The organism is Urinicoccus timonensis (genome assembly GCF_900232945.1).
Taxonomy (GTDB): domain Bacteria; phylum Bacillota; class Clostridia; order Tissierellales; family Peptoniphilaceae; genus Urinicoccus; species Urinicoccus timonensis.
On record NZ_OCTU01000003.1, the window covers coordinates 117,745 to 142,111 of the forward strand.

Consider the following 24,367-nt stretch of genomic DNA (forward strand, 5'->3'; position numbering starts at 1 on the left):
TCTTTCAATTGGTCCAAGATATTGTATAATAGGACTAAAGGAGATGGATTGGAATGAAAAATTTAGAAAAAATAGATAGATTAATAGGCAAAACCCCCCTAGTAAAGATTGACTACTCTTATCAAGGACGGAAGGGGGCCCTCTATGCCAAGGTGGAATACTACAATCTTTCAGGGTCTGTAAAGGATCGGATGGCCTGGTATATCTTGAAAAAATCCTATGAACAAGGCCTGATCAAGGAAGGGGACACAATTGTTGAGGCAACTTCTGGTAATACAGGGATTGCTTTTTGTGCCCTGGGGGCCTATACGGGGAATCCTGTGATTATCTTTATGCCAGACTGGATGAGTCAAGAAAGAAAGAAGTTGGTTTCTTCCTTTGGGGCAAAGATTATTGATGTTTCCAAGGAAGAAGGGGGCTTTTTAGGCTCCATTGACCTGGCTGATAACTATCAAAAAGACCACGACCATGTCTTTTTACCCCATCAATTTTCCAATGACCTCAATACCCAAGGTCAATATGAGTCCTTGGGTAGGGAGCTAGTGGCAGACCTTGAAAGAAATGGCCTGGTATGTGATGGTTTTGTGGCCGGAGTTGGCACCGGTGGTGTCATTACAGGGGTGGCCAAGGCCATCAAGGAAGTCAACAAGGAGGCCAAGGGCTTTCCCTTGGAACCCAAGGAATCGCCTACTCTCCCCACCGGCTACAAGGTGGGGTCCCATAAGATTGCCGGAATTAGTGATGAATTTATCCCGGACCTGGTAAAGGAAAAAGACCTGGATGACATCGTCTCTGTCTATTCTGATGATGCCATTATCATGGCTCAAAAGCTGGCTAGAAAGGGCTTGGGAGTTGGAATTTCATCTGGAGCCAACTTTTTAGGGGCTATTTTGGCTTCAGAAATCCTGGGCCAGGACAAGGTCGTAGCCACAGTCTTTTCTGATGACAATAAAAAATATCTTTCCACGGATTTGATGAAGGAAATTCCCCAGCAAGAGGACTTTCTTTCAAAAGATATAGAAATTTTGGATATCCAGGCCATTTAACTTGGGCCCTTCCAGGAATTCTAGGAAGAGAATAGATAAAAGTGGAAAAGTAGGGTATAGATACTATATAGTAATTTTTTATGAGGTGAAAATATGTATGATTTAATTATAATCGGGGGAGGTCCTGCAGGACTCAGTGCGGGCCTTTATGGTGCCCGAGCTCGGATAAAGACCTTAATTATAGAAAAGGAAATGGCCGGAGGGCAAATGAACAAGACCCTGGATGTGGAAAACTATCCTGGAATCCCCAACGGCCATACAGGAATGCAACTGGCCATGCGGATGGAAGAACAGGCCAAGTCTTTTGGGGCGGAAGTGAAGCATGAAACAGTGGAGTCTGTGGATTTAAGGTCCAATCCCAAAAAGATTAAAACGGACCAAGGGGAATACCAGGCAGCCAGCATCATCATTACCACTGGAGCCAATCCCAGAAAGCTAAATGTTCCCGGAGAGGAAGAATTTGCCAGCCGGGGAGTTAGCTATTGCGCCACTTGTGACGGGGCCTTTTATGAAGGGGCCGATGTCTTTGTCATTGGCGGTGGGGATGCGGCAGTGGAAGAAGCCCACTTCCTAACCAAGTTTGCCAACAAGGTCTACCTGGTCCACCGCAGAGACCAATTAAGGGCTGCCAAGTCCTTGCAAGAAAAGATCCTCAACAATGAAAAGGTTGAAATCCTATGGGACAGTGTTCTCAAGGAAATCAAGGGAGAGGGTACGGCCCAAGAAGTCTTGATTGAAAATGTCAAGACCAAGGAAGTCAAAAGCTTCCGGTCCTCTACAGACTACAAGGGAGTCGGGATCTTTATCTATGTGGGCTACACTCCTTTAACGGACTTTTTAAAGGGCCAATTGGACCTGGTAGATGGCTATATCCCAACAGATGAAAAGATGCAAACGGAAATTCCCGGAGTCTACGCAGCTGGAGATATCCGCTATGAAGGCTTTAAGCAAGTGGTGACAGCAGTAGGGGAAGGAGCCACAGCAGCCATGGTGGCAGAAAAATATTTAGATGACTTGGAGCCTTGATTTTAGGGGGCTTGGGGCTATTGAAAATATTTTTTATTTGTGATAGTATCTAATTAGGAAAGACGAGACTAGCGCGTCTTAGGCATTGCCCGATTATTTACGGTAGTGACTGAACCTTTTATAGGGGAGGTTCCAGGTCATTACCGTATTTTTGGGTTAAAATAAGACTGCACCAGACTCTAAATTCATAGAGCTGGTTTATTAGCTTGTACATATAGGGGGTAGATAATGATGGAAAACAGATTACGCTGTGAAAAATTAAAAAGTAAATTAATGACTGCCAAAGAAGCAGCTGAATTCATTCAAAAGGATATGACCATTGCTACAAGTGGTTTTACACCAGCTGGTTATCCCAAGGCTATTCCCTTGGAATTGGCCCGGAGGGGAGAAGCTGGAGAGAAATTAAATTTAACCGTCATTACAGGAGCTTCTGTTGGACCCGAAATTGACGAAAAAATGACAAACGCTGGAGTGGTTGCCTATCGTTTCCCCTATCAAACAGACCGGACCCTCCGCAAGGCCATTAATGATGGCAAGGTCAAATACCAAGATATGCACCTATCCCATGTGCCCCAACAATTAAAGGCGGGCTTTTTAGGCCATATTGATGTAGCCATTGTGGAAGTGGTGGCCATTACAGAAGAGGGCCACTTGATTCCCTCCACCTCTGTGGGTCAAACCAACATCTGTGTGGAAATGGCAGACAAGGTCTTGGTTGAAATCAACACCAGCCAACCCATGGAATTGGAAGGCATGCATGATATTGCTGAATTACCCCTTCCACCCTACCGTAAGCCCATTAACTTAACCCGGCCAGAAGAGAGAATTGGCAAGCCCTATATCGAGTGTGATCCAGACAAGATTGTAGGGATTGTAGGATGTGATATTCCCGACTCTACGGCTCCCATTGTGGAACCCGACCAAGTCAGTATTGATATCTCCAAAAACATCATTCGCTTTTTAAAGGAAGAAGTTAAGGCAGGAAGGTTACCTAAAAACCTCCTTCCCCTCCAATCTGGAGTGGGCAATGTAGCCAATGCCGTCTTAAAGGGAATTACCGATTCAGACTTTGAGCACTTGACGGTTTATTCTGAAGTTTTACAAGATGGAATTATTGACCTCTTAATTGCCGGCAAGGTGGACTATGCTTCTGGAACTAGCTTTACCTTGAGTCCTGAAATGAATGCAAGACTGGGAGAAGAACTGCCCAAAATCAAGGACAAGGTGGTTTTAAGACCTGTTGAGATATCCAACAATCCTGGCTTAATCCGCCGCTTGGGAGTAATCGCCATCAATACTGCCCTGGAATTTGATATCTATGGCAATGTCAACTCCTCCCATGTTTCTGGGACCAATATGATGAATGGTTTGGGAGGGTCCGGGGACTTTACCCGGGGTGGCTACCTGTCCATCTTTACAACCCAATCCACAGCCAAAAAGGGCCTGATTTCTGCAATAGTTCCCTTTGTCCCCCATGTAGACCATACAGAACATGATGTCATGGTGGTGGTCACGGAACAAGGCTATGCAGACCTACGAGGCCTAGACCCAGTGGAAAGGGCTAGAAAAATTATTGAAAATTGTGCCCATCCGGACTACAAGGCCCAATTGGAAGACTATCTAAACCGAGCCATCAAGGAAAGTCCAGGACAACACACACCTCATATTTTATCGGAAGCTTTTTCCTGGTATGACCGGTTAAAAGAAACCGGCACCATGAAGATAGACCAATAGGAAAAGGTCCAGGCCCTAGGGCCTGGCTAAAAGGAGAATCTGTTAAGAATTAAGGAGAGATTATGGTTCCCATTCGTATACTCGTAGCGAAGCCGGGCATGGATGAACATGACCGAGGTGCACGAATCCTGTCCTATCGTTTTAGGGAGGCAGGAATGGAAGTAATTTATACCGGCCTTAAGCAAAGTCCCCAGCAGATTGTATCGGCCGTCCTCCAAGAGGATGTGGATGCCCTAGGGATTAGTATCCTATCCGGAGACTATAAAAAGCTTTTAAGCGAAACCCTATCCTTATTAAAGGAAAAGGACTTGTTTGAAGACCTACTGGTCTTTGCTGGTGGAATCATCGATGCAGCAGACATTCCAGACCTGAAAAACCAGGGCTTGGCTCAGGCTTTTCCTCCAGGGACAGACCTAAAAGATGTCATTTGTTTTGTAAACCAGCATATAAAAATAGACAAGGAGTAGGCTATGGATCTTGTAGAAAAATTAATAGCAGGCAATGAAAAAGCCTGTGCAAGATGTATATCCCTTGTAGAAAATCAAAGAGAGGGCTATGTAGACCTCTTGAAGTCTATCTACCCCCATGACAAGGGGGCCTACCGGGTGGGCTTTACCGGTCAAGAGGACCTGGCCAAGTCCAAGCTACTGGTAGACTTGATAGAAGGATATTTAGAAGAGGGGAAAAAAGTCGGCCTTTTACTTATGGGCCCCTCCAGCCCCCAAACCGGTGGAGCCTTCTTAGGAGGTCGGGAAAGATTCGCTCAACTTTCAGGCAAGGAGGGAGTTTTTATCCGGTCAGTGGCTTCTCGGGGCCACCAGGGAGGGATTTCCTATGCGGTCCCTGGCATGATGAGGATTTTGGATGCCTATGGATGTGACTTGATTTTGCTGGAAAGTTTTGGAGGCCCTCTGGATACAGACCTTAGTCAGGTGGTGGACTGCCTGGTTAATGTCATTTCTCCAGACCTAAGCCAAGACATGGAATTGCTTAATGCAGGGAGCCTGGAATTGACCCAGATCTTTTTTGTCAACCAAGGAAGGGGGCGGCAGGAGGAAAAGACCAAGCTGGACATTGAAATGATGTTGGACCTCCAAGAGGACCGGGAGGAAAGACCCCTGGTTTTAAGCTTCCAAGACCAAGGAGTTTCGGGTTTGAAGGAAGTCATTGACGACTTTAAAGACTATCTCTTGGATATGGGACACTGGAAACAAGACCGTCTAAAACAAGAAGTCATGGAAGTTGAAAGCAGGATGAGAGGCTTTTTAAAAGATGACCTAGAGGCGGTGATTCGTTTTGAAGAAGAGGCCATTAAAAGAGCTCTAGAGGAAGGAAGTAATCCCTATCTCCTTGCAGAAGAACTTTTGGATCGCTATTTTAAATAGACCTATAGGGCAGAAGTTTTTCTAGCTTCTTAAAAAAAGATATGATATAATTTTTACTTGAGTAAGTCATTCAATCGCATGTGCAAACATGAGGAAAGTCCGTGCTCCATAGAGCGAGGATGCCGGATAACGTCCGGTGGAGGCGACTCCAAGGCTAGTGCAACAGAAAGATACCGCCACATTGTGGTAAGGGTGGAAAGGTAAGGTAAGAGCTTACCAGCAATTTGGAGACAAATTGGCTCTGTAAACCCCATCCGGAGCAAGACCAAAAAGGATCAAAAGGTGGCTGCTCGTCACCGCCAAGAGGTAGGTCGCTGGAGGTATTTGGCAACAAATATCCTAGATAGATGATTGATAAAACAGAACACGGCTTATAGACTTGCTCTTACATACAAGTCCATATTTTGTAAGAAAATCGGAGTTTCTTTGATATTTCTTAGGAAAAACAAAAAAGTTAGAAAAGTCGTTACTTTTTTGTAACTTTTTGTTGTAATTTTGAAACCTTTTTGTTATACTTTTATATGAAAGTTGACCAAAAGGTTTTAAGTTTTTTATAGAGATATTAAAGGAGTTTAATTGTGAAAAAACCTCAGTTGAAAAAGACCCTAGGGCTAGCGGCTCTATGTGCTGTAGCACTAGTAGGCCTAAAGGATACTGGTATCTTACTTAGCGACCACACTACAACTTTGAATAGTGGTAAGACTTTAAGCTTTGCAGCAGAAGAAGAAGTCAATATCATTGGAGAAAAAGAAGGCATCTTTACCGTGAAAAAAGGAGATGCACAAGTTTCCATTCCAAAAAATAAACTGATAAAAACAGAGGTAAGTGAAAAAATTTTCATTACCAAAAAAAATACACCTATTAAATCCAATGGCAAGGTTCTGAGAAACCTCTTCTTAGGAGAACAGGTTACTTTAACCCAAGACCGCAACGACGGTTATGTGGTAAAGACAAAAGACGGCCTAAACGGATTGGTTTCCAAGGATGCTTTAGAAGCAGCCGGAATGAATAGTTACATAACCAAGGGGACTTCCAAGGTAAACAAGACCTTAAAGAACAACAACAAGACCCTAGTGGTGAAGAAGAACCAAGAAATTTCCATTGTTTCTTTTGAAAAAGGAAACTTTGTTCTAATTAATGAAAGTGGGGATGCTTTTTATCTTCCCATGGCAGACGTTCAATTGGATGGAAAAGACATTGCGCCAGCAAGTCCTGCACCAGCCAAGCCAGTAGCCAAAGCAGTTTTACCAGAAGCTAAGGAAGAAGTTGCTCCTGCAGATGGATCAAAATCCTCTAGAGTTCTTGCTTCTCTTACAAACAAGTTAGGTTCAACCTATGTTTATGGAGATACAGGTAACGCCGGATATGATTGTTCTGGTCTAGTTTATGCCATTTACAAAAATGAGCTAAACATCAACGTTCCAAGAACTTCCAGTGCCCAATCCCAATTTGGTAAACAAGTTTCTAAAGACCAACTCCAAAGAGGGGACCTAGTTTTCTTTGCCACTACTGGCACAGGAAATGTCAGCCACGTAGGTGTCTATATTGGAAATGATGAATTCATCCATGCAGCCAGTGGCCAAGGTAAGGTTGTTAAAAACAAATTAACTGAAAAATACTATACACAAAACTTTGTCAATGCAACCAGAGTTTTATAAGTAGATTCTTTTATTCCCGATCTAGTTTACAAGGTCGGGAATTTTTTGTGTTCAAAAAGAGGGTAAATTTGGGAAAAGAAAGTCCTAGATTTTTGGAAACCTGATTGATTTTGTGTAAAATAACCTGCTATACTAGACTTAGGAATTATAATAATTATTAAGGAGGAATATCCATGGTCTTATTTTTAATTGGACTTGCTATTTTGCTGGTTGGAGGCCTTGCTTACGGGAAGTACTGTGAACGGGTTTTTGGACCAGATGACCGGGAAACGCCTGCTGTAAAATTGGCAGACGGCCTGGACTATGTTGGTATGAAAAAATGGAAAAACCAACTTATTGAACTTTTGAACATAGCTGGGACAGGCCCCATCTTAGGCCCCATCCAAGGGATTTTATTTGGTCCCATTGCTTTTTTAACTATCCCCATTGGCTGTGTCTTGGCAGGATCACTGCATGACTACTTTGTCGGGATGATTTCCATGCGTAATGACGGGGCCCAAGTGCCCAAGCTGGTAACTCGCTATTTGGGAAATGGCACCAACAAGGTCTACAATATCATTATTTGGATCCTAATGCTTCTAACAGGGGTTGTCTTTATCTATACGCCAGGAGACTTGATTGTCAATGACGTCTTGGGAATGGATATACAAAGTAATGTTATTTGGATTGTCTATGCCTGTATTTTGGGCTACTACATCCTGGCCACCCTTTTTCCCATTGACGCCATCATTGGTCGGGTTTACCCAATTTTTGGAGGATTTTTAATTCTTTCTGCCCTGGGAGTTTTAGTTGGGGTTTTAATGGATGGAGGAGCTAGCCTTCACCCCATTACAGAAGGAAGCTTGCTTTCAGTCCATCCCACGGGCCAATCCTTTATCCCGGTCTTTTTCATTACGGTAGCTTGTGGGATTATGTCTGGTTTCCACGGGTCCCAAGCAACCTTGATCTCAAGAACAGTCATGGACGAAAGAGAAGGGCGACAAACCTTCTACAACATGATGTTAGCCGAAGGTTTTATTGCTATGGTCTGGGCAGCTGGCGCCATGGTTCTCTTTAACCGGTCTGCAGCAGTGGATACTTCTGCAACCTTGATGGTAGGTCTGATATCCAAGGAATTTATGGGTAAAATTGGGGGCTTGATTGCCATTATCGGGGTTATTGTTCTCCCCATTACCAGTGGAGATACAGCTTTTCGGTCTCTACGCCTCATGATTGCAGAACAGTTCAACATTGACCAAGGGAAAAAGATCAAACGGGTTCTCTTATCCATCCTTATCTTTATTCCTGCTGTGGCCATTCTCTACTATGCCAAGACCAATAGCGAAGGCTTTGCCACTCTTTGGCGGTATTTTGGCTTTGCCAACCAATTGGTTGCAGTTTTTGCCCTCTTGATGGTATCCACCTATCTCAAGGGCAATGGAAAGAACTATTTCATCTCCCTCCTACCAGGGATGTTTTACACCTTTATCGTTTCCAGCTATATCTTCCATGATCCTAAATTGGGCTTGAACTTTGATGGCCGTCTGGGCCTAGAAGGCTATACCGGGTCTTACTTGGTAGGGTTAGTCTTTGCCATTCTTTTTGCCTGGTTTGTGGCTTATTCGAGTAAAAAGAGAAAAGATATTATTTTAGACTAAGAAAAGGGCCCTAAGACTCATTGAATTAGGGATTTTAGAAAAACTGATTTAAAGAGTCTTTAGGTGGCAAGAGAAAAGGCTATGAGTTTAATGCTCATAGCCTTTTTCTTATATACTCTTGAAAGTATTATCTGAGTTCTCATTTTTTGTTTTAAGACCACTTTTTATTGCAAGTAAGACACCTGCAATTATAAATACAAATACTATTAATATAGGAGTATAATTAATATTTATTATCAGCTCTTTTATTCCAAAGCCTAATTCATAGTTGCTCCTATAGGCTCTTAACACAATGCCTATAGAAAACATAAAGATATATGCTAAGAAAATATTTTTAAATAATATTTTTACTTCAGAAAATACCATCTTTTCAACCTGTTTTTTTGTCATTCCAGTAGTTTATAGAAGTTTAAAATCATTTGCTCTCGCTTTAAGGTTGCCTTTAAAACTATTATAGGCATTAGAAAAAGCGATGGTTATAAGAATAATTTGTATGCCAAGATTTAAAAGTTTTTCATTTCTTGTCTGTTCTTTATTCATAGCAGCTCTTATAATTTCTGTAGAAGTACCATGATCTGATTTTGGAAAATAGGTTGAAATCACTTTTTCGGCATCTTCAAATACTTTCTCTTTATTTTTATCGGCTTTGATTTTTACAAAATAATAATATACAGGATTAGCTTCATCAATTCCGTACTCATCTATAAAATTTCTTAGACTACTTTCACTTGTGTAAATAGCTATTTCATTTGACTTATATGCCTCTAATTCATAAGGCATCTCTTCTATAGATTCGTCAATTCTTATTTTCATAGCCTTTGCCTTTTCATTTCGTAAACACCAACGATAGTATATGTCTTTTTATTTTCAATAATCTTAGAACCTAAATCGTACTCCTTATTTTTTATTAAAAATCTCTCTGGTACTAAAAGTTCATTTGAATTTTCCAGTTTTCTGCCATTTTTGATTTCGTAGCCGAGAAGACTTTCAGAATCTCCATGTTCATATATAACTGCATTGAAGTCTGTATTAATAATTTTATTAAAAGAAACTTTTTCTATATGATATGTACCCTCTTTACTGGACAAACCAGTAAGGAGGGTATTTTTGTGAAATATAGCTATGAGTTCAAAAAAGAGTGCATACAGTTGTATAGGCAAGGGAAATGGCCTGATACACCTGATGGGACCAAAGAAGAAAACCTTCATGCTTCCATTAGAAAATGGTTTAGATTAGAAGAACTTCATGGCCCAGAAATTTTAAACCATGGAAATAATATCCACTGGACACCAGATGAAAAATTAGAAATGGTGTCGAAAGTGCTGGCTGGAAATTCAATAAAGGCAACTGCAATCGAAAATGGAATCAATGAAGGACAACTTTATTCATGGCTTAACAAGTATAAAAAGGATGGATATAATGGTCTTGTGAATAAAAAGAAAGGCCGTAAATCTAAAAATACAACCATGAAAAAGAAAAATATCCATAAACCAAAAGAACTGAATGAATCCGAAAGAGAAGAACTCATAAGACTTAGAGCAGAAAATGAATATATGAAGGCTGAGAATGAAATCATAAAAAAAGAGATCGCCTTGAGAGAAGAACGTTACGCTGCGCAACTCAAGGCGAAAAAGCAGCGATTGTCAAAGAACTCAAAGAAAAAGGATACAGACTAAAGGATCTTTTAAGAGCCATTGATTTGCCGAGGTCAACATACTACTTTGAACTAAATAAAGTGGATAAAATAAAAGTTAAGAATCGTTCAATTGCAGATAAAATAGCCCAAATCTTTCACCTACACAAAGGAAGATATGGAGTGAGAAGAGTCTATATGGAGTTAATAAATCAAGGCTATGTCATAAACCATAAAAAAGTACAAAGGATTATGCACGAACGAAAACTTTTTGGAAAGGGCTCTAAAGAAAAATACCACTCCTATCAGGGGAAAATAGGTAAAGTAGCAGATAATCTAATCAATAGAGACTTCAAAGCAGATAGACCTTTACAAAAATGGACCACGGATGTCTCTGAATTTAAATTTTCTTGGGGTAAATGCTACATCTCTCCAATACTTGATATGTATACCAATGAGATTATCTCCTACGACTTATCCTTAAGTCCTAATTTAAAACAAATATCTACTATGTTAAGAAGAGCATTTAGAAAATTTCCAAAACTAAAGAACTTAATCCTACATTCAGATCAAGGATGGCAATACCAACATAAATATTATGTAAATGAACTTAAAAAACATGGGATAAAGCAATCCATGTCAAGAAAAGGGAATTGCTATGATAACTCCATTATGGAAACATTCTTTGGAAGGCTAAAAAATGAAATGTATTATGGTTACGAAAAGAGCTATCGCTCTTTTGACGAATTTTCGAGAGCAATAGAGGAGTATATAGATTATTACAATAACGAAAGAATTCAATCAAAAACAAAATGGATGCCACCTACAAAGTATAGGTTAGCATCCACTACAACGAATTAATTAAATATTGTGTCCAGTTTTATGGGTACACATCAGTCTAGGGCTGGTTTTCTTGCTCTTTATTGGTCTTTCAACTTCTTATACTTATCTCCACTTCCTATGCCAAAAAGCATTGAACCAATGATCCATGCATATTCCGTTTTTCCCGTTTTATAGGACATATATATTGAGGTTATAAGTATCATAAATCCTAAAATCATTAATATTAGCCACAGGTTCTTTTTGTCCATTTTTATTCCCCTTTCCTGTTAATAAGTTCTATCCAATCCTCCTATTCAAAATCTTTCTATCGATTTCATAGGACATATCCCAAAAGATAAACCTATAGATTAGAAAATTCACTATAATCATTGGAATCATGTATTTATAAGAAAAACTGCTATATTCCATTATGGAATAATATAAGCAAATGATCAAAAGTGAGCTTCCTGAAATAAAAGAATGAATAAAACCTATGTTTGTATACATTTTTGCGGGATTACTTATGATAAAGAGGTCTTTTAAACTCTCTGAAATGAAACTTTTTACTATTGTAAATCCACAGACATAGGAAAAATATACTAAGAATGCATTTATTTTTAAGACATATGAAATTAAGCAAAAGACCAAAGTGAATATTAGCAACATGGAAGTCTCCTTTCTATAAACCGATATCTTATTTTCATCTTATAAATTTTACATCACTGGGTCTATATAGCCTAGCTCCATGGCCTTATTGTAGGCTTCAACAATATTATTAACACTTAGTTTTCCATATATATTGGCAATGTGGTTATAGAGGGTTCTCTCACTGATAAAAAGCTTCCTTGCAATGTCCTTTTTATTTTGACCCTTGATTAGCTCTTTTAGGACTTCTATCTCTCGTTGGGTCAGGGGATCAGCAATGTACTTGTCTATTTTCTTATGGTTTCCCCTATATACATTTTTTATTCTCTCTAAGAGTTCCTCAATTTCTACAGACTTATTTATAAAATCCCTGACTCCTAACTTAAAAGCCATATCCTTGTAATAATCTAAATCATAAGATGTTAAAACGATTATCTTTTGCTTGGGATGATCATCAATCAAGTCTTTAATTAAATCAAGGCCTGTCTTCTGGTCTTTTAAATTTATATCCATTAAGAAAATATCATAGGCATCTTTTTGTATCCTATTTAAAAAGTCGCAAGTGTTTGACACATAGTCACATAAGATTTCATCTTCTTGCTCTTCTAAAAGCATCTTAAGAGACTCCCCAAATATTTTATGGTCATCCAACAAAATAATTTTCATCCTGGTCCACCTCCAAGCAAACTCTGGTTGAAAGGATATCCTTATTTAATCCATAAGAAATATTTCCTGCATTTGAATCGATTAAAAGATTCAGGAGCAAGACCCCTCTTTTTGAGTCCTTAATTTTATTATAGTCATCTGGGCCTGTACCATCGCTTTCCATCTCTATATAGACGAAATTTCCTTTTTTATAGAGCTTATAAGATAAATAGTTGGCATCGGAGTGCTTGTAAACATTATTTATCAGTTCCTTTGATATGATTGAAATTAATCGAATGAGTCTTTTATCTTCTGTTAGGTCACTCGCTATACCTTTCGTAATTTCGATATTTTTATGAGGATATAGGGAGCTTACATTATCAAATATGGCTAAGAGGGACCCTTCTAAGTCTGCTTTTTCAAACAAAGAAGATTGGTAGAATTTCATTAGATTTCTTGTTTTTCTTTCTAATTCTCTTAGGATATTTTTTGAATAATTTATATCCGGATTTTTTGAAGATAGGTAATTTTTACTTGCATAGATGTCCTGCAAAATATCGTCATGGATGATCCTTGCAAATTCATCTCTTTCCCTGGCCATATAGTCTGATAGGTAGTAGAGTTTGAAGGTTTTCTCAAAGGCGAGTTCTTTTTCCTTTAAAAATAGGATAAAGAAAAATTCTATAATAAGAAAAACTATCTGGATAAATATATTGATCATTAGCAGGTCTATATCAAATAGGTACATCACTCCACAAATAAAAAATATAAGACCTAGGGTAAAGAGTTGGCTCGATTTTCTTGAAATTGGTAAGATGTTTATATATTTTACATTCTCTAAAACCAGATATTTTTTCATAAATAGGCTTGTTGAGCCTATACTTATAAGGGCGAATACGACCTTATGGGGCAAGGTATTTATTAAAGTCAAGCTCAGCGGCAAAAGGGATGTAAACACAGTCAAAATAGAAATTCTTCCCGGTATTTTTTTATTTGAAATCTCTGTATAGATCAGTCCATATAAGGTATAAAGTAAAATAAGTGAAACCGCATTTAAAACTGGGCCCTCCTCTACTAAGGTCTTGTTTTTAAAAAGAAGACCCCAAAATAAAATGACCATTAAATGGCTGATTACAATTTTTTCTAATTTCTTATACATATCTAATAGTAGCTAACTACAATCCTTTCTTTTTTCGTATTTATACCCAAAAATATACTAATCGAGCCTAGGATAAAAAACTTAGTCATCAAATAGAAGACCAAGGAATTTGTAAAATTGTAGACTAGGACGGAAAATATCATGACGGCTAAGGATAGCCCCATTAAGGACATTTGGAGAGAATTTACTTTATTCATGTTTCGAGTGCAAAGAATGATCAAGACGATTATTAAAGTGTAAAGCAAACTTGATAAGATCAAGTTTAAAGCAAGAATCAGGCTTAGATCAAGTTTTACTAGATTTAATATCAGGCTTGGAAGGACTATTATCAAGGTTGCAAAATAGATGCTAAAGAAATATTTGCCTAGGATTTTCTTCATAGAAAGTCCATTTGCAAGTAAAAATTCAAGCCTTTTGCTAATCTTATCTGATACCAAGGTGTTTTTAGCGAGTTCTACTCCAAACATTACAAAAAGTATTAAAATTCCATCAATTTTAACTATATTCATGACCTTATTTATTTCTTGACTTCCTCTATCGCCAAAAAACAAAGCCATAAAGGAGCAGATGACTGCCATAAGTGACATTAATAGGGCATTTTTATCTAAAAGCTTTCTTAAATCCTTCATGACTATCTTCATGACCAGGACCCTTCTTTCTTAATTACAGCTTCATTGTTCATCTTAGACAAATCTTTTATAGAAAAAACTGCAAAGATGAAGGCTAAGCCTATATTTATTCCTAAGATGATATAGATAATGTTTAGATCATATTTTTCTATCAATGATAGAATCTTCTCTGAAAATGTGCCTGCCAGGTAAATTAAAATTGTCGTTCCAAAGAAAACTATATTTTTGAAAAACTTAAAGTTTTTTTGGGATAGACTTATTAGGTTAAAAAATAGGATTTCAAAATAGGTCATCCCTATCATTGTCACAAATATACCCACAATCCACTTAAATTCGATTTTATAGTCATATAAAACATATGATAGAAAAAATAATATAAAGGGAACAATGGAAGATAGGCGCCACATTTCTATTGCATAGGCTTTCATCACATCTTTTATATTTATTCCTGATGCTAGGATAAATTCTATTCGTTTATTTACTTTATCCTTGACTGTTAAATTGACAAGCATAGAATTAGACATAAGAATTGAAATTCCAAGCATTAGTACATATAGCATTAATACAATATAATCATTTCCTCTAGAATCAAAGGTCCCCTTAGATAGTAGAAAAATAAAGCCAAGAGAAATCAAAGTAAATAATAATAAATTTAAAATAAAATCCTTGTCTTTACTTAAATAGTAGCGACAAGCCCTATTAATATTCATCTTATCCTTCATTTTGAACCTTCCTCTATAAATAAATCTTCCAAGCTTTCTCCTTGAATTTCATCTATATTCTTTGTAAAAAGTAGCTCTCCTGATTTTATCATAGACACTTTGTCAGCCACCTTTTCAATTTCAGAAAGATCATGACTTGTAAGAACGATGGTCTTCCCTTCATCCTTTAATAATTTTATGAGTTTTCTTATCTCAACTCTTGATATTGGATCAACTCCACTTGTTACTTCATCTAAAAATATGATCTCCCTATCCATCATTACAATAATTAGTAAGGATAATTTCCTCTTCATGCCTTTAGAATAGGTTGAAACATTTCTATCCAGATCATTTGTAAGTTCTAACAAATCAGCATATTTTTGGTAAGAATCTAGATTATATCCGAAATACAAACCATATAATTTAATGTTTTCTAGCCCAGTCTTATCTTCATACAAATAGTCATTTTCAAGTAACATTGCATGACTTCCCTTAACATTTACCTCGCCCTTATTTTCATCATAAAGACCTGTTAGTATTCTAAGTAGAGAAGTCTTACCAGATCCATTCGGTCCAACAAGAGCATGAACCGTATTTTCTTCAATCTCCAAAGAAAAATCGTTGAAAAGCTTCTTGTTTTTAAAGTTTTTACTCATATTTTTCACTTCAATTACATTCATTGATAAACCTCCTATCCCTGATGCTGTAGATATTTATACTTGCTCATTCATATCGCAATCCTCTTTTTTATTGTATTTTATCTTAAAGCATCCAGGGATAATTCACATGAGTAAATACTGCAAACTTTAACAAAAAAGACTGGAAATGAATCCAGTCTTTCTTTATTTTATGAGCTATATATATGAGTAAACTATTTATAAGTCTCTAGCAGATATGAATTATAGCTATAAAAAATAATTATTGCTCTATTCAAAAATCAACTTCTATTTTTCATTCAAACTAATTTCATTTTTCTCAATTCTAAGGCTTAAATCCTTAATATTTTTTTCTATTTTAGATATAATTTCCCTAAAAAACTCATCATCCTGACCTGTGGGATCTTCTAAATTCCAGTCCTCTGTGTATTGATTTTCTACAATCGGACAAACCACATCACATCCCATAGTAATGGATATATCAATATCTGGCAGGTCAGAAATCAGCTTTGAATATTGAGTCTTCTCCATATCAATATTGTATATATCTTTCATTAATCTGACAGCATCTTGATTTATCTGGTTTTTTATTTGGGTTCCAGCTGAATAGGAGTCAAACACATCTGAAGCATATTTTTTCCCTAGGGCTTCTGCAATTTGGCTCCTACAGCTATTGTGGACACATATAAATGCAACTTTTGCTTTTCTCATTTTAATTTACACCATTTTGTTCTAGTAAATCTTTCACTTCATCCTTGTTTAAAACTTTGCCATAGGATACAACTTTGCCGTTTATTACTAATGCCGGAGTAGACATAACTCCATAACTTGCGATTTGAGAAAAGTCTGTAATGTGGTCTATATCTTCTTCAACATTAAGTTCAGCCAAGGCTTCTCTGGCTGATTTTTCTAAAGCAGCACATTTCGAGCAACCAGAACCTAGTATTTTTATCCCCTTCTCTTTTTTCTTTTCTTCTGCTTTTTCTATATTCTCTGATGAGTAATTTACATCACAACAACTTGTTTCTTTGACTTCCTTGTTATTAACAGGTTGGCAATTGCCTCCGCAAGTACAATCTTTCTCTCTTTTTTCTTTCTTACCAAATAATCTCATTTTTTCCTCCTTAATCCACACGATTGTTTTCACAAGAGCATCTGTTTTTTGCTTTCTTCTGAATACTTTCATTTTACTCTTCCCCATTAAATTAAAATAGGGCTAAAAATGTTAAATAAATATCCTACAACCATGATCCCAAAAATACAAATTCCTATGAATAGAAATAAAAGCTTTGGTTTAACTGCTTTTTTTAACATAATCAATGATGGTAGGCTTAGTGTTGTTACTGCCATCATAAAAGATAGAATAGTTCCTAGTTGAGCACCTTTTGCCAATAAAGCTTCTGCTATTGGTATACTTCCAAAAATATCAGCATACATTGGTACTCCGACAAGAGTTGCCAAAACCACTCCAAATGGATTCTTGCTGCCTAAGATATTTTCTACCCAAGTTTGAGGAATCCAATTGTGGATCAATGACCCTATGCCCACACCTACTAAAATATAAGGAAAAACTTTTTTGAACGTGTCACTAACTTGCGTTTTAGAAAAATCAACCCTGTTTTTTAATGTTAAACTTGGCGAGCTAATATCAACCTGACTTGCATTTTTTATAAAATCTTCTACATACCTTTCCATATGCATTTTTTCGATGAGGCTACCACCAATTACAGCAATAATTAGCCCTAAAACTACATATGCTAGAGCTATTTTACCTCCAAATATACTCATAAGTAAAACAAGGCTACCCAAATCAACCATTGGAGAAGATATTAAAAATGAAAAACTCACTCCAATAGGCAATCCAGCACTTGTAAAGCCCATGAATATAGGAATTGAAGAGCATGAACAAAAAGGTGTTACGGTGCCTAGTAAAGCAGATATGATATTTGCCCCTAATCCATCAAAACGTCCCAGAATTTTTTTACTTCGTTCAGGTGGGAAATAGCTTTGTATATAAGAAATGATAAAAATCAACACACAAAGTAATATTGTAATTTTTATAACATCATAGATGAAAAATTGTAAGCTTCCTCCAAGTTTTGAAGTCATATCAAGGCCAAAATTTCTTAATACTTCTCCTATCAATTCATTGAGCCATTTCATACCTAGAATTTGATCTTGAATAAAACTCCACATATCTAACCTCCGTAAACTTTAGATTCTTTATTTTCTAAAAACCAGTGTTTTGTATTATTGGTAATATTTACTAAGAATAACATAAGAGGTACTTCAGTCAGAACACCTACAGTGCAAGCTAATGCAACTGGTGAATCTATCCCAAATATTGCTATTGCAACAGCTACAGCTAACTCAAAGAAATTTGAAGCTCCAATCATGCCTGCTGGTGCAGCTATTTCAAAAGGTAGACTTACTTTTTTGCTTAAGGCATAGGCTATGGTAAAAATTAAGAATGTTTGAAGGGTAAGTGGAATAGCTATCAATAAAATATGAAATGGGTTTTCTAAAATTATATTTGCTTGTGAAGAAAATATAATGATTAGGGTCAATAGTAGTCCAATAGTTGTCATTCCATCAAATTTACTTAGAAATTCTTTTTCAAAATAATCCTTTCCTCTTTTATCAACTACTATTTTCCTTGTGATGACACCTCCTAATAATGGAATAGCAACAAATAAAAATACACTAGTAAATAAGGTGCTATAGGGTACTACAACATTAGATACACCTAATAAAAACTTCACTATAGGTACAAAAGCAAATAAAATGATTAAATCATTTGTGGCTACTTGAACCACAGTGTAAGCAGGATCACCCTTTGTAAGAGTCGACCAGACAAAAACCATAGCAGTACATGGCGCAGCTCCCAGCAAAACAGCCCCCGCTAAATAATCATTGGCCAAATCATTAGGAATGATATGTTTAAATATAATAAAGAAAAACAAATACGTTATTCCAAACATTGTAAATGGTTTTATGAGCCAGTTAACAGCCCATGTTACAAATAGGCCCTTTGGATTTTCTCTAACTCTTTTAATACTTTGAAAATCTACTTTCATCATCATAGGATAAATCATAACCCAAATTAAGATTGCTATCGGTACAGATATACCTGCAATTTGCATTTTACCTAAAGCAGATGGGATTATAGGTATATATTTTCCTATAAGTACCCCCACAATCATGCAAAACAATACCCATAAAGTTAGGTATTTTTGAAATACATTAATTCCTTTATCCTTATTTTTTTCCATAGTTCTTCTACCTCCTTTAGTATAGATATATTCAAATGTTTCTATGTATAGCCCAAAAAAATTTACTTATTCCTAGTGTGACAAATACATTCCTCTCCGCCATCAAATATTTCCTTTAAGTCGGATTTCATCTCCTTCAGAATTTTCTTATTGGCAATGTAATATATATTTTTTCCTTCTCTTCGACTAATAACTAGATTGGCATCCTCTAATCTTTTCATATCATTCGATAGTGTTGGTTGTGTTATATCGAATTGCTCTAATATCTCACAAGCACAAAGTTCATCACAAGATAACATATCTATAATTTCTAATCGCTTTGGATCACTCAAAACTTTTAATTTTTTTGATATCTCTAGATATTTATTTTTCATGGAAACCTCCTTCATCTTTTCATATAAAATTATACAAAACATATAGAAGGTTGTCAATGTGTTTCCCTTTATCTCTTAAAATTGTTTCCTTTTCACCATCTCAACTCATTTATACCTATAAACTTGCCTTATCGCTGTCCATTATCCCTGGCTTTATTATTGAGCTATATTCTCTACTCTTTCTAAGATTATCCTCATAAAGATTTCTCCTAGCTGATTTTTGTTTATGATTTTCATAATATACTGATCATTAGCCTGATACTATCTTCCTGTTCACTCCACCTAAAGTATTCGCAGGGAATACAGACTCTGCAATAATTTACAAATGGACTATTTCCTCCAAGTAGCATTTAAAGCAAAAAAATTAGGCTTTTAAGATTTCTTCTAGAGATCCTAAAGGTCGCCTGTTTCAACAGTCTTATAAGCTATTTACTCATTTTTTTGACATCAAGACTATCCTGATGATAACCCTATATCAAGAAATAGGTCTTAACGCTCGTTGCAGAGCGAAAAATAGCAAAGGGAATGTTGTTTGCTGATAAAGCCTAAGGCACTACAAGCTGGGTTTTGTATTACAATTTGTTTCCACTTTCATCAAAAAGCTTCTTTAAAGCTTTCTCAGTAGAAATCACAATTACAATAAAACTCATCATTTGAATCATGGTAATACCAAGTCCTATCCAGCCTATCCTATCAATTGGTTTACTACTCACTGTAGGCATAATGGCAATGGCTAATATCAAGGAAGGGAAAAACATATACAAGGAAATTTTTGAGGAATATTTTTGAGCGAAATCCCATGTATCTTGATTTTTCATAGACCGTTTTGATCTATATCCACTTACATTATTAATTGTTTTAAGTTTTGGGCATAGATACCACATTAATAATAGTGCTGCAGGTATCAACAAGGTAGCTATAAACATAAACATCCAAAATCCCATATTTTACAATTCTCCTCCAACTTCAAATTTTGTTATTTGATAATAGTAATACAGATTCCAAATAAAGTTAGGTTAATTCCAATGATAAATTCTACCAATCCCACTTTCTTGGCATATTGTTTTGTTTTCCTTCCTGCTTTATAACTTCTTCAAAACCGTTGATTAGGTTGTACTTCTTTTGAAAATAAATCTTATATCCAAATGTAGTAAATGCAACACTGAGCGTCACTAGCATAATTTTTAAAAGAGCCCTTAAGTATACCTCCTCCCTAAGTCATTTTTTGTTGCACTTGACAATTCAAGATAGAGAAAAAGCTTTTTACCTACTCTGCTGTGTTCGTACAAGTCTTATAGGTTTTATCTAATAGAAACTTATAACTTGCCAAGCTTGATAAACTTAGATGGTTGAACATCATTATTTAATCAAATGACTACTGATTCTATCAAATGTTTCTTCTCTTAATTTCCAAATACCTGCATAGGGCTGCTCAACATAACTACTATTTTTGTCTTTATATAAATATACAAGGCTTGGACTTTCTTCTGCATTTTTATGATGAAATTTAAGGATAATATAATCATTTATATTTGTGGGTTGATCATTAACACTTTCTCTACCAGTATCATTAGTACTTTCCTTAATCTCTTCAATTATGCTAGATATTTCATCTTGATTCTCAATTTTCAAACTTTCTTCTGAAGTGGTTTTCATAATTTCAATTTCTTTTATTTCTTCGGCTTTTGGTAGGTTTATTTTTTTATTACTAGCATTTTTATTACTAGCATTTTTATTACTAGCACATGCAGTTAATGACAAAATAGTGATTAAAACGAATGCTATTCCAATATATTTTTTCATGGTTTTCATCTCCATTTTCGATTTCTTGTAATGCTATCTCAGCACAATTATTTTCTTTTTTAAGTCTGATTTACCCAATTTCTTTTGAAAGAATAGCTATTGCTTCCACGTGGCTTGGGTGTTAGTGTGGATAAGGTTTAATATTTCTCAAAAACCTCATATGTGGGAATATGTTAATCAATAAGCATCTTATAATTATTATATCATTTTAGAACTAAAAAAACAGCCATACATAATGCTCATTGAAAGAAAAACTGGTTTAGAATTCTTTAAATTACATGGTAAAGGCTATGAGTTTAATGCTCACAGCCTTTTACTTATATACTCTTGAAAGTATTATCTGAGTTTTCGTTTATTGTTTTAAGACCACTTTTTATTGATACTAAAACTCCTGCAATCATAAATACAAATACTACTATTAGAGGGATATAATTTATATTTGCTATAAGACCTTTTATCGCAAATTCTAGTTCATAGTTGCTCCTGTAGGCTCTAAGTGCAATTCCAATAATAAACATAAAGATATATGCCAAGAAAATATTTTTAAATAATATTTTCCCCTCTCCGAAGATCATCTTTTCCATTTGTTTTTCTGTCATACCTGCTGTTGATAGAAGTTTAAAGTCATTGGATCTTGCCCTAAGGTTGCCTTTAAAACTATTATAGGCATTGGAAAGAGCGATTGTTATTAGAATGATTTGAATAGCTAGGTTTAAAAGTCTTTCATTCCTTGTTTGCTCTTTGCTTGCTGCTTCTCTTAAAATTTCTGTAGCTGTTCCATGGTCAGACTTTGGTACATAATTTGAAATTACTTTTTCGGCATCTTCAAATACTTTTTCCTTGTTTTTTTCAGCCTTTATTTTTACAAAATAATAGTAAACAGGATCTGATTTATCTATTCCATACTCATCAATAAATTTCTTCATATTACTTGTGCTTGTGTAGATGGGTATTTCATTATTATCATAAGCTTCTAAGTCATAAGGCATTTCATCAATACTTGCGTCAATTTTTATATTTATTGGTTTGCCCTGTGCATTATATTTTAAAGTAATATCTCCAAATCCCTTATCAGAAATTTTTATATACTCACTAAAAGCATACGGAGTTTTATTATCTTTTCTTATCTTATTAAGCAATAAATAAGATGCATGAGAGATGTTATTTTCTTTTAAAAGCTCTTCAAAATCTTCATCTGTTAAAGCATATATACTAGCATATAGTCTATCATTTTCTATTTTGCCACTAGCTAAAGAATCTTTTAAATCTTTAGAAATTAAATCTTTATTATCGTCAAGGTAAAACTTAGTGTCATTTCTTTGATATAGGTGAAGCTCTTTTATTCCGTCAACTTTTTCTAAATCAGCTAATAAGTTTTTATCTAAATTCTTATCAGTGTAAATACTTGAATTAAAATTGTAAGGACTTTTATAAGAGTTATATTTTTCGTTCAAAGTTCTATAGGACTGGCTAACTAAAACTGTAGTCAGTACAAAGGCAGAAAGAGCCATTGAGATTACAATAATTCGATAGGTTGAACGATAGGACCTGTAATAATCTTTTGCTAAAGTCTTTTCTATAGGTCCATTTATTTTTGATTTTCCTAATTTTATATTTTTTTCTGTAATCCCATTTAAACCTTCTATTATCTTTAATTTTGCACTTTTCCTAGCAGGGATTGTCGCAGATAAATATACTGTCAAAAGCGATAATAAAATAATTATTAAAATAGAAGTAGGATCTAAATAAACTAGGTGAAAATCTGGTGCCTTAAAACTTTCTCCAATTATCTCAGACATATTCTTATAGGATACTGAGTTATTAAGCCACATTAAATACATTAATAAGTTTGCGAAAACCCAGGATAGAAGTGTACCTAAGGCTACTGGCAATGCAGATAGCTTAAAGGCTTTCTTTTTTATCATTTTTTTAACTTGTTTTGCAGTCATACCTGTGCTTTTTAATAGGGCAATTTCTTTTAAATCCCTATTGTTCCATACGTTAAATGCACCATAGATAATAAAAGCAAATAGAAGAACTAGAAAAAAATACGCACTATACTCTTCTACAGCAGATTTTATCACTGACTTAGGCGGAAATATTCCTTGAGGATAAATCAACTTATACTCTAAAATATCTGTATTATAAGATAGTCTTCCTATGTCTATTGAAGACTTCTCGTCTATATTCATAGTAGATAAAATTTCCCTAGTCTTTGTATAAGTATCTCTTGGATGCTTATACCATATTAAGGCTTCTAAACCTCCATTATTTTTTAATAAGTCCATCTTTTTATCACTATCAGCCATAGTAAGTAACATAGACTTTTCAAAAGAATATCCATAATCATCATAGGCTCCAACTATGGTATAAGTTTTATCACTTGCAGTAATTTTAGAGCCTATATCATAAGTTTTATTCTTTGTTAAAAATCTTTCTGGTACTATTAGTTCATTTGAATTATTAGGTTCTCTTCCTTTTTTTATTTCGTAGCCAGTTAATAGGTTGCTATATTTTCCATTTTCATAAATATTTGCATTTAAATCTGTCTCTATGATTTTATTAAAGGAAATTTTTTCTATATCCGTATCATTTATTAATTTATCATATAGTTTTTCATCAACTTCAGTAATTGCTACATGGTAGTCTCCAATAGTTTTTCTTACGTAGTTATACTTGTCATTTTTTAAGGATCCTACAATAAATACAACTGTACCTAGCAATATAACTGCTAAAAGTATGGAAATTTTAATAGCAAAACTGTCTTTCTTATTATTTTTTACAGCTCCATCAGCTAGGTCATTAATAATTTTCATAAGTTTCATCTCCTAAGAAATTTAACCTACCATCTACCATTCTATAGACCTTATCACAAGAATTTGCTACTTTTTCATCATGAGTTATTATCATAATTGTAGAATTTAATCTCTTATTTACAAGTCTGAAAAGTCCTGTGATTTCTTCAGAATTTTTTCTATCGAGATTTCCTGTAGGCTCATCTGCTAAGATTATTGCAGGTCTTGTAATCAAACTTCTGGCAATAGCGACTCTTTGTTGCTCTCCACCGGATAATTGTTTTGGATACCTATCAAGCTTTCCTTCTATTCCTAGTATCGATAAAATTTCCTTTAAATATTCGTCATCTGCCTTTTTATTGTCTAACAAAAGAGGAAGTAAAATATTTTTTCGAACGTTGATGTTTGGAATCAAATTAAAAAATTGATATACAACGCCTATATTTCTTCTGCGAAAGATTGTCATCTCATCTTTGTTAAACTTAGTAATATTTTTATCTTGAATAAAAATATCCCCACTTGTTGGTTTATCAACTCCTGCAAGTAAATGAAGTAGTGTAGATTTGCCAGATCCACTGTCTCCAATGATGGCAACTAGGTCTCCTTTTTCTAGTTCAAAGTTTACATTTGAAAGGGCATTCACTTCTACTCCGCCCTTATATGTTTTTGTTAAATCAACTGTTTTTACTATATTCATATTGTATCCTCCTTAACTTGTCTATATAATATTAGACTTAAGTGACTGGA

Annotated in this window: 25 protein-coding genes, 1 other RNA gene and 1 pseudogene; 10 read left to right on the forward strand and 17 right to left on the reverse strand. The window is 35.4% G+C overall.

From position 1 onward, the window contains the following. Positions 1-53 precede the first annotated feature (53 nt). From CS898_RS05940 to CS898_RS05975, 8 genes are all read left to right on the forward strand, one after another. On the forward strand, positions 54-1,046 hold the full coding sequence (locus CS898_RS05940; protein ID WP_099208462.1) for a PLP-dependent cysteine synthase family protein: 993 nt from the start codon (positions 54-56) through the stop codon (positions 1,044-1,046). A gap of 93 nt (positions 1,047-1,139) precedes the next feature. Then, positions 1,140-2,072, forward strand: a complete 933-nt coding sequence (gene trxB, locus CS898_RS05945; protein ID WP_009430052.1) for a thioredoxin-disulfide reductase — start codon at positions 1,140-1,142, stop codon at positions 2,070-2,072. 231 nt (positions 2,073-2,303) lie between these two features. Continuing rightward, complete coding sequence (scpC, locus tag CS898_RS05950) at positions 2,304-3,806, forward strand: succinyl-CoA:acetate CoA-transferase ScpC (protein WP_234976032.1); 1,503 nt, start codon at positions 2,304-2,306, stop codon at positions 3,804-3,806. A 62-nt stretch (positions 3,807-3,868) separates the two neighbouring features. Beyond that, positions 3,869-4,273, forward strand: a complete 405-nt coding sequence (locus CS898_RS05955; protein ID WP_099208411.1) for a cobalamin B12-binding domain-containing protein — start codon at positions 3,869-3,871, stop codon at positions 4,271-4,273. A 3-nt stretch (positions 4,274-4,276) separates the two neighbouring features. Next, positions 4,277-5,191: a P-loop NTPase family protein gene (locus tag CS898_RS05960; protein WP_099208412.1), complete on the forward strand. Its 915-nt coding sequence runs from the start codon at positions 4,277-4,279 to the stop codon at positions 5,189-5,191. Between the two features lie 58 nt (positions 5,192-5,249). Further along, positions 5,250-5,581, forward strand: an RNA gene (gene rnpB, locus CS898_RS05965) — RNase P RNA component class A. Between the two features lie 188 nt (positions 5,582-5,769). Beyond that, the gene (locus CS898_RS10040; protein WP_234976033.1) at positions 5,770-6,849 is read left to right on the forward strand and encodes a C40 family peptidase; all 1,080 of its coding nucleotides are present in this window, start codon (positions 5,770-5,772) and stop codon (positions 6,847-6,849) included. A 173-nt stretch (positions 6,850-7,022) separates the two neighbouring features. Further along, positions 7,023-8,486, forward strand: a complete 1,464-nt coding sequence (locus CS898_RS05975) for a carbon starvation CstA family protein (RefSeq protein WP_009431261.1) — start codon at positions 7,023-7,025, stop codon at positions 8,484-8,486. A 108-nt stretch (positions 8,487-8,594) separates the two neighbouring features. Here the strand turns inward: CS898_RS05975 and CS898_RS09885 are convergent. Next, positions 8,595-9,305: pseudogene (locus tag CS898_RS09885) on the reverse strand (FtsX-like permease family protein); the annotation flags it as partial. Next, the gene (locus CS898_RS05990) at positions 9,296-9,574 is read right to left on the reverse strand and encodes a hypothetical protein (protein ID WP_234976034.1); all 279 of its coding nucleotides are present in this window, start codon (positions 9,572-9,574) and stop codon (positions 9,296-9,298) included. The gene CS898_RS05990 and the pseudogene CS898_RS09885, both read right to left, overlap by 10 nt. 21 nt (positions 9,575-9,595) lie before the next feature. Here CS898_RS05990 and CS898_RS05995 point away from each other — a divergent pair, with 21 nt between their 5' ends. After that, complete coding sequence (locus CS898_RS05995; RefSeq protein WP_009430694.1) at positions 9,596-10,162, forward strand: helix-turn-helix domain-containing protein; 567 nt, start codon at positions 9,596-9,598, stop codon at positions 10,160-10,162. Beyond that, positions 10,126-10,980 carry an IS3 family transposase gene (locus CS898_RS06000; protein WP_143614588.1) on the forward strand — a complete coding sequence of 285 codons (855 nt, stop codon included), beginning with the start codon at positions 10,126-10,128 and terminating at the stop codon, positions 10,978-10,980. Before CS898_RS05995 ends, CS898_RS06000 begins: the two co-directional genes overlap by 37 nt. 59 nt (positions 10,981-11,039) lie before the next feature. On the opposite strand, the gene CS898_RS09890 is transcribed toward CS898_RS06000, so the two are convergent. From CS898_RS09890 to CS898_RS06080, 15 genes are all read right to left on the reverse strand, one after another. Continuing rightward, complete coding sequence (locus CS898_RS09890) at positions 11,040-11,210, reverse strand: hypothetical protein (protein WP_200807616.1); 171 nt, start codon at positions 11,208-11,210, stop codon at positions 11,040-11,042. A gap of 445 nt (positions 11,211-11,655) precedes the next feature. Beyond that, the gene (locus CS898_RS06010; protein WP_099208465.1) at positions 11,656-12,252 is read right to left on the reverse strand and encodes a response regulator transcription factor; all 597 of its coding nucleotides are present in this window, start codon (positions 12,250-12,252) and stop codon (positions 11,656-11,658) included. Continuing rightward, positions 12,230-12,979, reverse strand: a complete 750-nt coding sequence (locus CS898_RS10045) for a sensor histidine kinase (RefSeq protein WP_234976036.1) — start codon at positions 12,977-12,979, stop codon at positions 12,230-12,232. The genes CS898_RS06010 and CS898_RS10045 overlap by 23 nt, the downstream gene beginning before the upstream one ends. 413 nt (positions 12,980-13,392) lie before the next feature. Further along, positions 13,393-14,031, reverse strand: coding sequence for a hypothetical protein (locus tag CS898_RS06020; RefSeq protein WP_099208467.1), 639 nt, complete (start codon positions 14,029-14,031; stop codon positions 13,393-13,395). Next, the gene (locus tag CS898_RS06025; protein ID WP_099208468.1) at positions 14,028-14,741 is read right to left on the reverse strand and encodes a beta-carotene 15,15'-monooxygenase; all 714 of its coding nucleotides are present in this window, start codon (positions 14,739-14,741) and stop codon (positions 14,028-14,030) included. The genes CS898_RS06020 and CS898_RS06025 overlap by 4 nt, the downstream gene beginning before the upstream one ends. Continuing rightward, complete coding sequence (locus CS898_RS06030; protein WP_099208469.1) at positions 14,738-15,400, reverse strand: ABC transporter ATP-binding protein; 663 nt, start codon at positions 15,398-15,400, stop codon at positions 14,738-14,740. The genes CS898_RS06025 and CS898_RS06030 overlap by 4 nt, the downstream gene beginning before the upstream one ends. A gap of 264 nt (positions 15,401-15,664) precedes the next feature. Beyond that, on the reverse strand, positions 15,665-16,087 hold the full coding sequence (locus tag CS898_RS06035; protein WP_099208470.1) for an arsenate reductase ArsC: 423 nt from the start codon (positions 16,085-16,087) through the stop codon (positions 15,665-15,667). A gap of 1 nt (position 16,088) precedes the next feature. After that, the gene (locus tag CS898_RS06040) at positions 16,089-16,562 is read right to left on the reverse strand and encodes a thioredoxin family protein (RefSeq protein ID WP_234976038.1); all 474 of its coding nucleotides are present in this window, start codon (positions 16,560-16,562) and stop codon (positions 16,089-16,091) included. A gap of 14 nt (positions 16,563-16,576) precedes the next feature. Next, on the reverse strand, positions 16,577-17,572 hold the full coding sequence (locus CS898_RS06045) for a permease (RefSeq protein WP_099208471.1): 996 nt from the start codon (positions 17,570-17,572) through the stop codon (positions 16,577-16,579). A 2-nt stretch (positions 17,573-17,574) separates the two neighbouring features. Beyond that, the gene (gene arsB, locus CS898_RS06050; RefSeq protein ID WP_099208472.1) at positions 17,575-18,648 is read right to left on the reverse strand and encodes an ACR3 family arsenite efflux transporter; all 1,074 of its coding nucleotides are present in this window, start codon (positions 18,646-18,648) and stop codon (positions 17,575-17,577) included. 62 nt (positions 18,649-18,710) lie between these two features. Then, entirely contained in the window at positions 18,711-19,022 is a 312-nt protein-coding gene (locus tag CS898_RS06055; protein WP_072469096.1) for an ArsR/SmtB family transcription factor, read from the reverse strand. Between the two features lie 572 nt (positions 19,023-19,594). Then, positions 19,595-19,966 (reverse strand): SdpI family protein, encoded by a 372-nt coding sequence (locus CS898_RS06060; protein WP_099208473.1) that lies wholly within the window; start codon positions 19,964-19,966, stop codon positions 19,595-19,597. A 415-nt stretch (positions 19,967-20,381) separates the two neighbouring features. Next, on the reverse strand, positions 20,382-20,825 hold the full coding sequence (locus CS898_RS06070) for a DUF5301 domain-containing protein (RefSeq protein ID WP_099208474.1): 444 nt from the start codon (positions 20,823-20,825) through the stop codon (positions 20,382-20,384). A 317-nt stretch (positions 20,826-21,142) separates the two neighbouring features. Next, complete coding sequence (locus CS898_RS06075; RefSeq protein WP_099208475.1) at positions 21,143-23,641, reverse strand: FtsX-like permease family protein; 2,499 nt, start codon at positions 23,639-23,641, stop codon at positions 21,143-21,145. Continuing rightward, the gene (locus tag CS898_RS06080; protein ID WP_099208476.1) at positions 23,628-24,317 is read right to left on the reverse strand and encodes an ABC transporter ATP-binding protein; all 690 of its coding nucleotides are present in this window, start codon (positions 24,315-24,317) and stop codon (positions 23,628-23,630) included. The genes CS898_RS06075 and CS898_RS06080 overlap by 14 nt, the downstream gene beginning before the upstream one ends. Positions 24,318-24,367 lie beyond the last annotated feature (50 nt).

Excerpts from the sequence above, each read along its gene's own strand:
- CS898_RS05940 (WP_099208462.1), top strand. The coding sequence starts at position 54 with ATGAAAAATTTAGAAAAAATAGATAGATTAATAGGCAAAACCCCCCTA.
- trxB (WP_009430052.1), top strand. The coding sequence starts at position 1,140 with ATGTATGATTTAATTATAATCGGGGGAGGTCCTGCAGGACTCAGTGCG.
- scpC (WP_234976032.1), top strand. The coding sequence starts at position 2,304 with ATGGAAAACAGATTACGCTGTGAAAAATTAAAAAGTAAATTAATGACT.
- CS898_RS05955 (WP_099208411.1), top strand. The coding sequence starts at position 3,869 with ATGGTTCCCATTCGTATACTCGTAGCGAAGCCGGGCATGGATGAACAT.
- CS898_RS05960 (WP_099208412.1), top strand. The coding sequence starts at position 4,277 with ATGGATCTTGTAGAAAAATTAATAGCAGGCAATGAAAAAGCCTGTGCA.
- CS898_RS05975 (WP_009431261.1), top strand. The coding sequence starts at position 7,023 with ATGGTCTTATTTTTAATTGGACTTGCTATTTTGCTGGTTGGAGGCCTT.
- CS898_RS09890 (WP_200807616.1), bottom strand. The coding sequence starts at position 11,210 with ATGGACAAAAAGAACCTGTGGCTAATATTAATGATTTTAGGATTTATG.
- CS898_RS06010 (WP_099208465.1), bottom strand. The coding sequence starts at position 12,252 with ATGAAAATTATTTTGTTGGATGACCATAAAATATTTGGGGAGTCTCTT.
- CS898_RS10045 (WP_234976036.1), bottom strand. The coding sequence starts at position 12,979 with ATGTACCTATTTGATATAGACCTGCTAATGATCAATATATTTATCCAG.
- CS898_RS06020 (WP_099208467.1), bottom strand. The coding sequence starts at position 14,031 with ATGAAGATAGTCATGAAGGATTTAAGAAAGCTTTTAGATAAAAATGCC.
- CS898_RS06025 (WP_099208468.1), bottom strand. The coding sequence starts at position 14,741 with ATGAAGGATAAGATGAATATTAATAGGGCTTGTCGCTACTATTTAAGT.
- CS898_RS06030 (WP_099208469.1), bottom strand. The coding sequence starts at position 15,400 with ATGAATGTAATTGAAGTGAAAAATATGAGTAAAAACTTTAAAAACAAG.
- CS898_RS06035 (WP_099208470.1), bottom strand. The coding sequence starts at position 16,087 with ATGAGAAAAGCAAAAGTTGCATTTATATGTGTCCACAATAGCTGTAGG.
- CS898_RS06040 (WP_234976038.1), bottom strand. The coding sequence starts at position 16,562 with ATGAAAGTATTCAGAAGAAAGCAAAAAACAGATGCTCTTGTGAAAACA.
- CS898_RS06045 (WP_099208471.1), bottom strand. The coding sequence starts at position 17,572 with ATGTGGAGTTTTATTCAAGATCAAATTCTAGGTATGAAATGGCTCAAT.
- arsB (WP_099208472.1), bottom strand. The coding sequence starts at position 18,648 with ATGGAAAAAAATAAGGATAAAGGAATTAATGTATTTCAAAAATACCTA.
- CS898_RS06055 (WP_072469096.1), bottom strand. The coding sequence starts at position 19,022 with ATGAAAAATAAATATCTAGAGATATCAAAAAAATTAAAAGTTTTGAGT.
- CS898_RS06060 (WP_099208473.1), bottom strand. The coding sequence starts at position 19,966 with ATGGGATTTTGGATGTTTATGTTTATAGCTACCTTGTTGATACCTGCA.
- CS898_RS06070 (WP_099208474.1), bottom strand. The coding sequence starts at position 20,825 with ATGAAAAAATATATTGGAATAGCATTCGTTTTAATCACTATTTTGTCA.
- CS898_RS06075 (WP_099208475.1), bottom strand. The coding sequence starts at position 23,641 with ATGAAAATTATTAATGACCTAGCTGATGGAGCTGTAAAAAATAATAAG.
- CS898_RS06080 (WP_099208476.1), bottom strand. The coding sequence starts at position 24,317 with ATGAATATAGTAAAAACAGTTGATTTAACAAAAACATATAAGGGCGGA.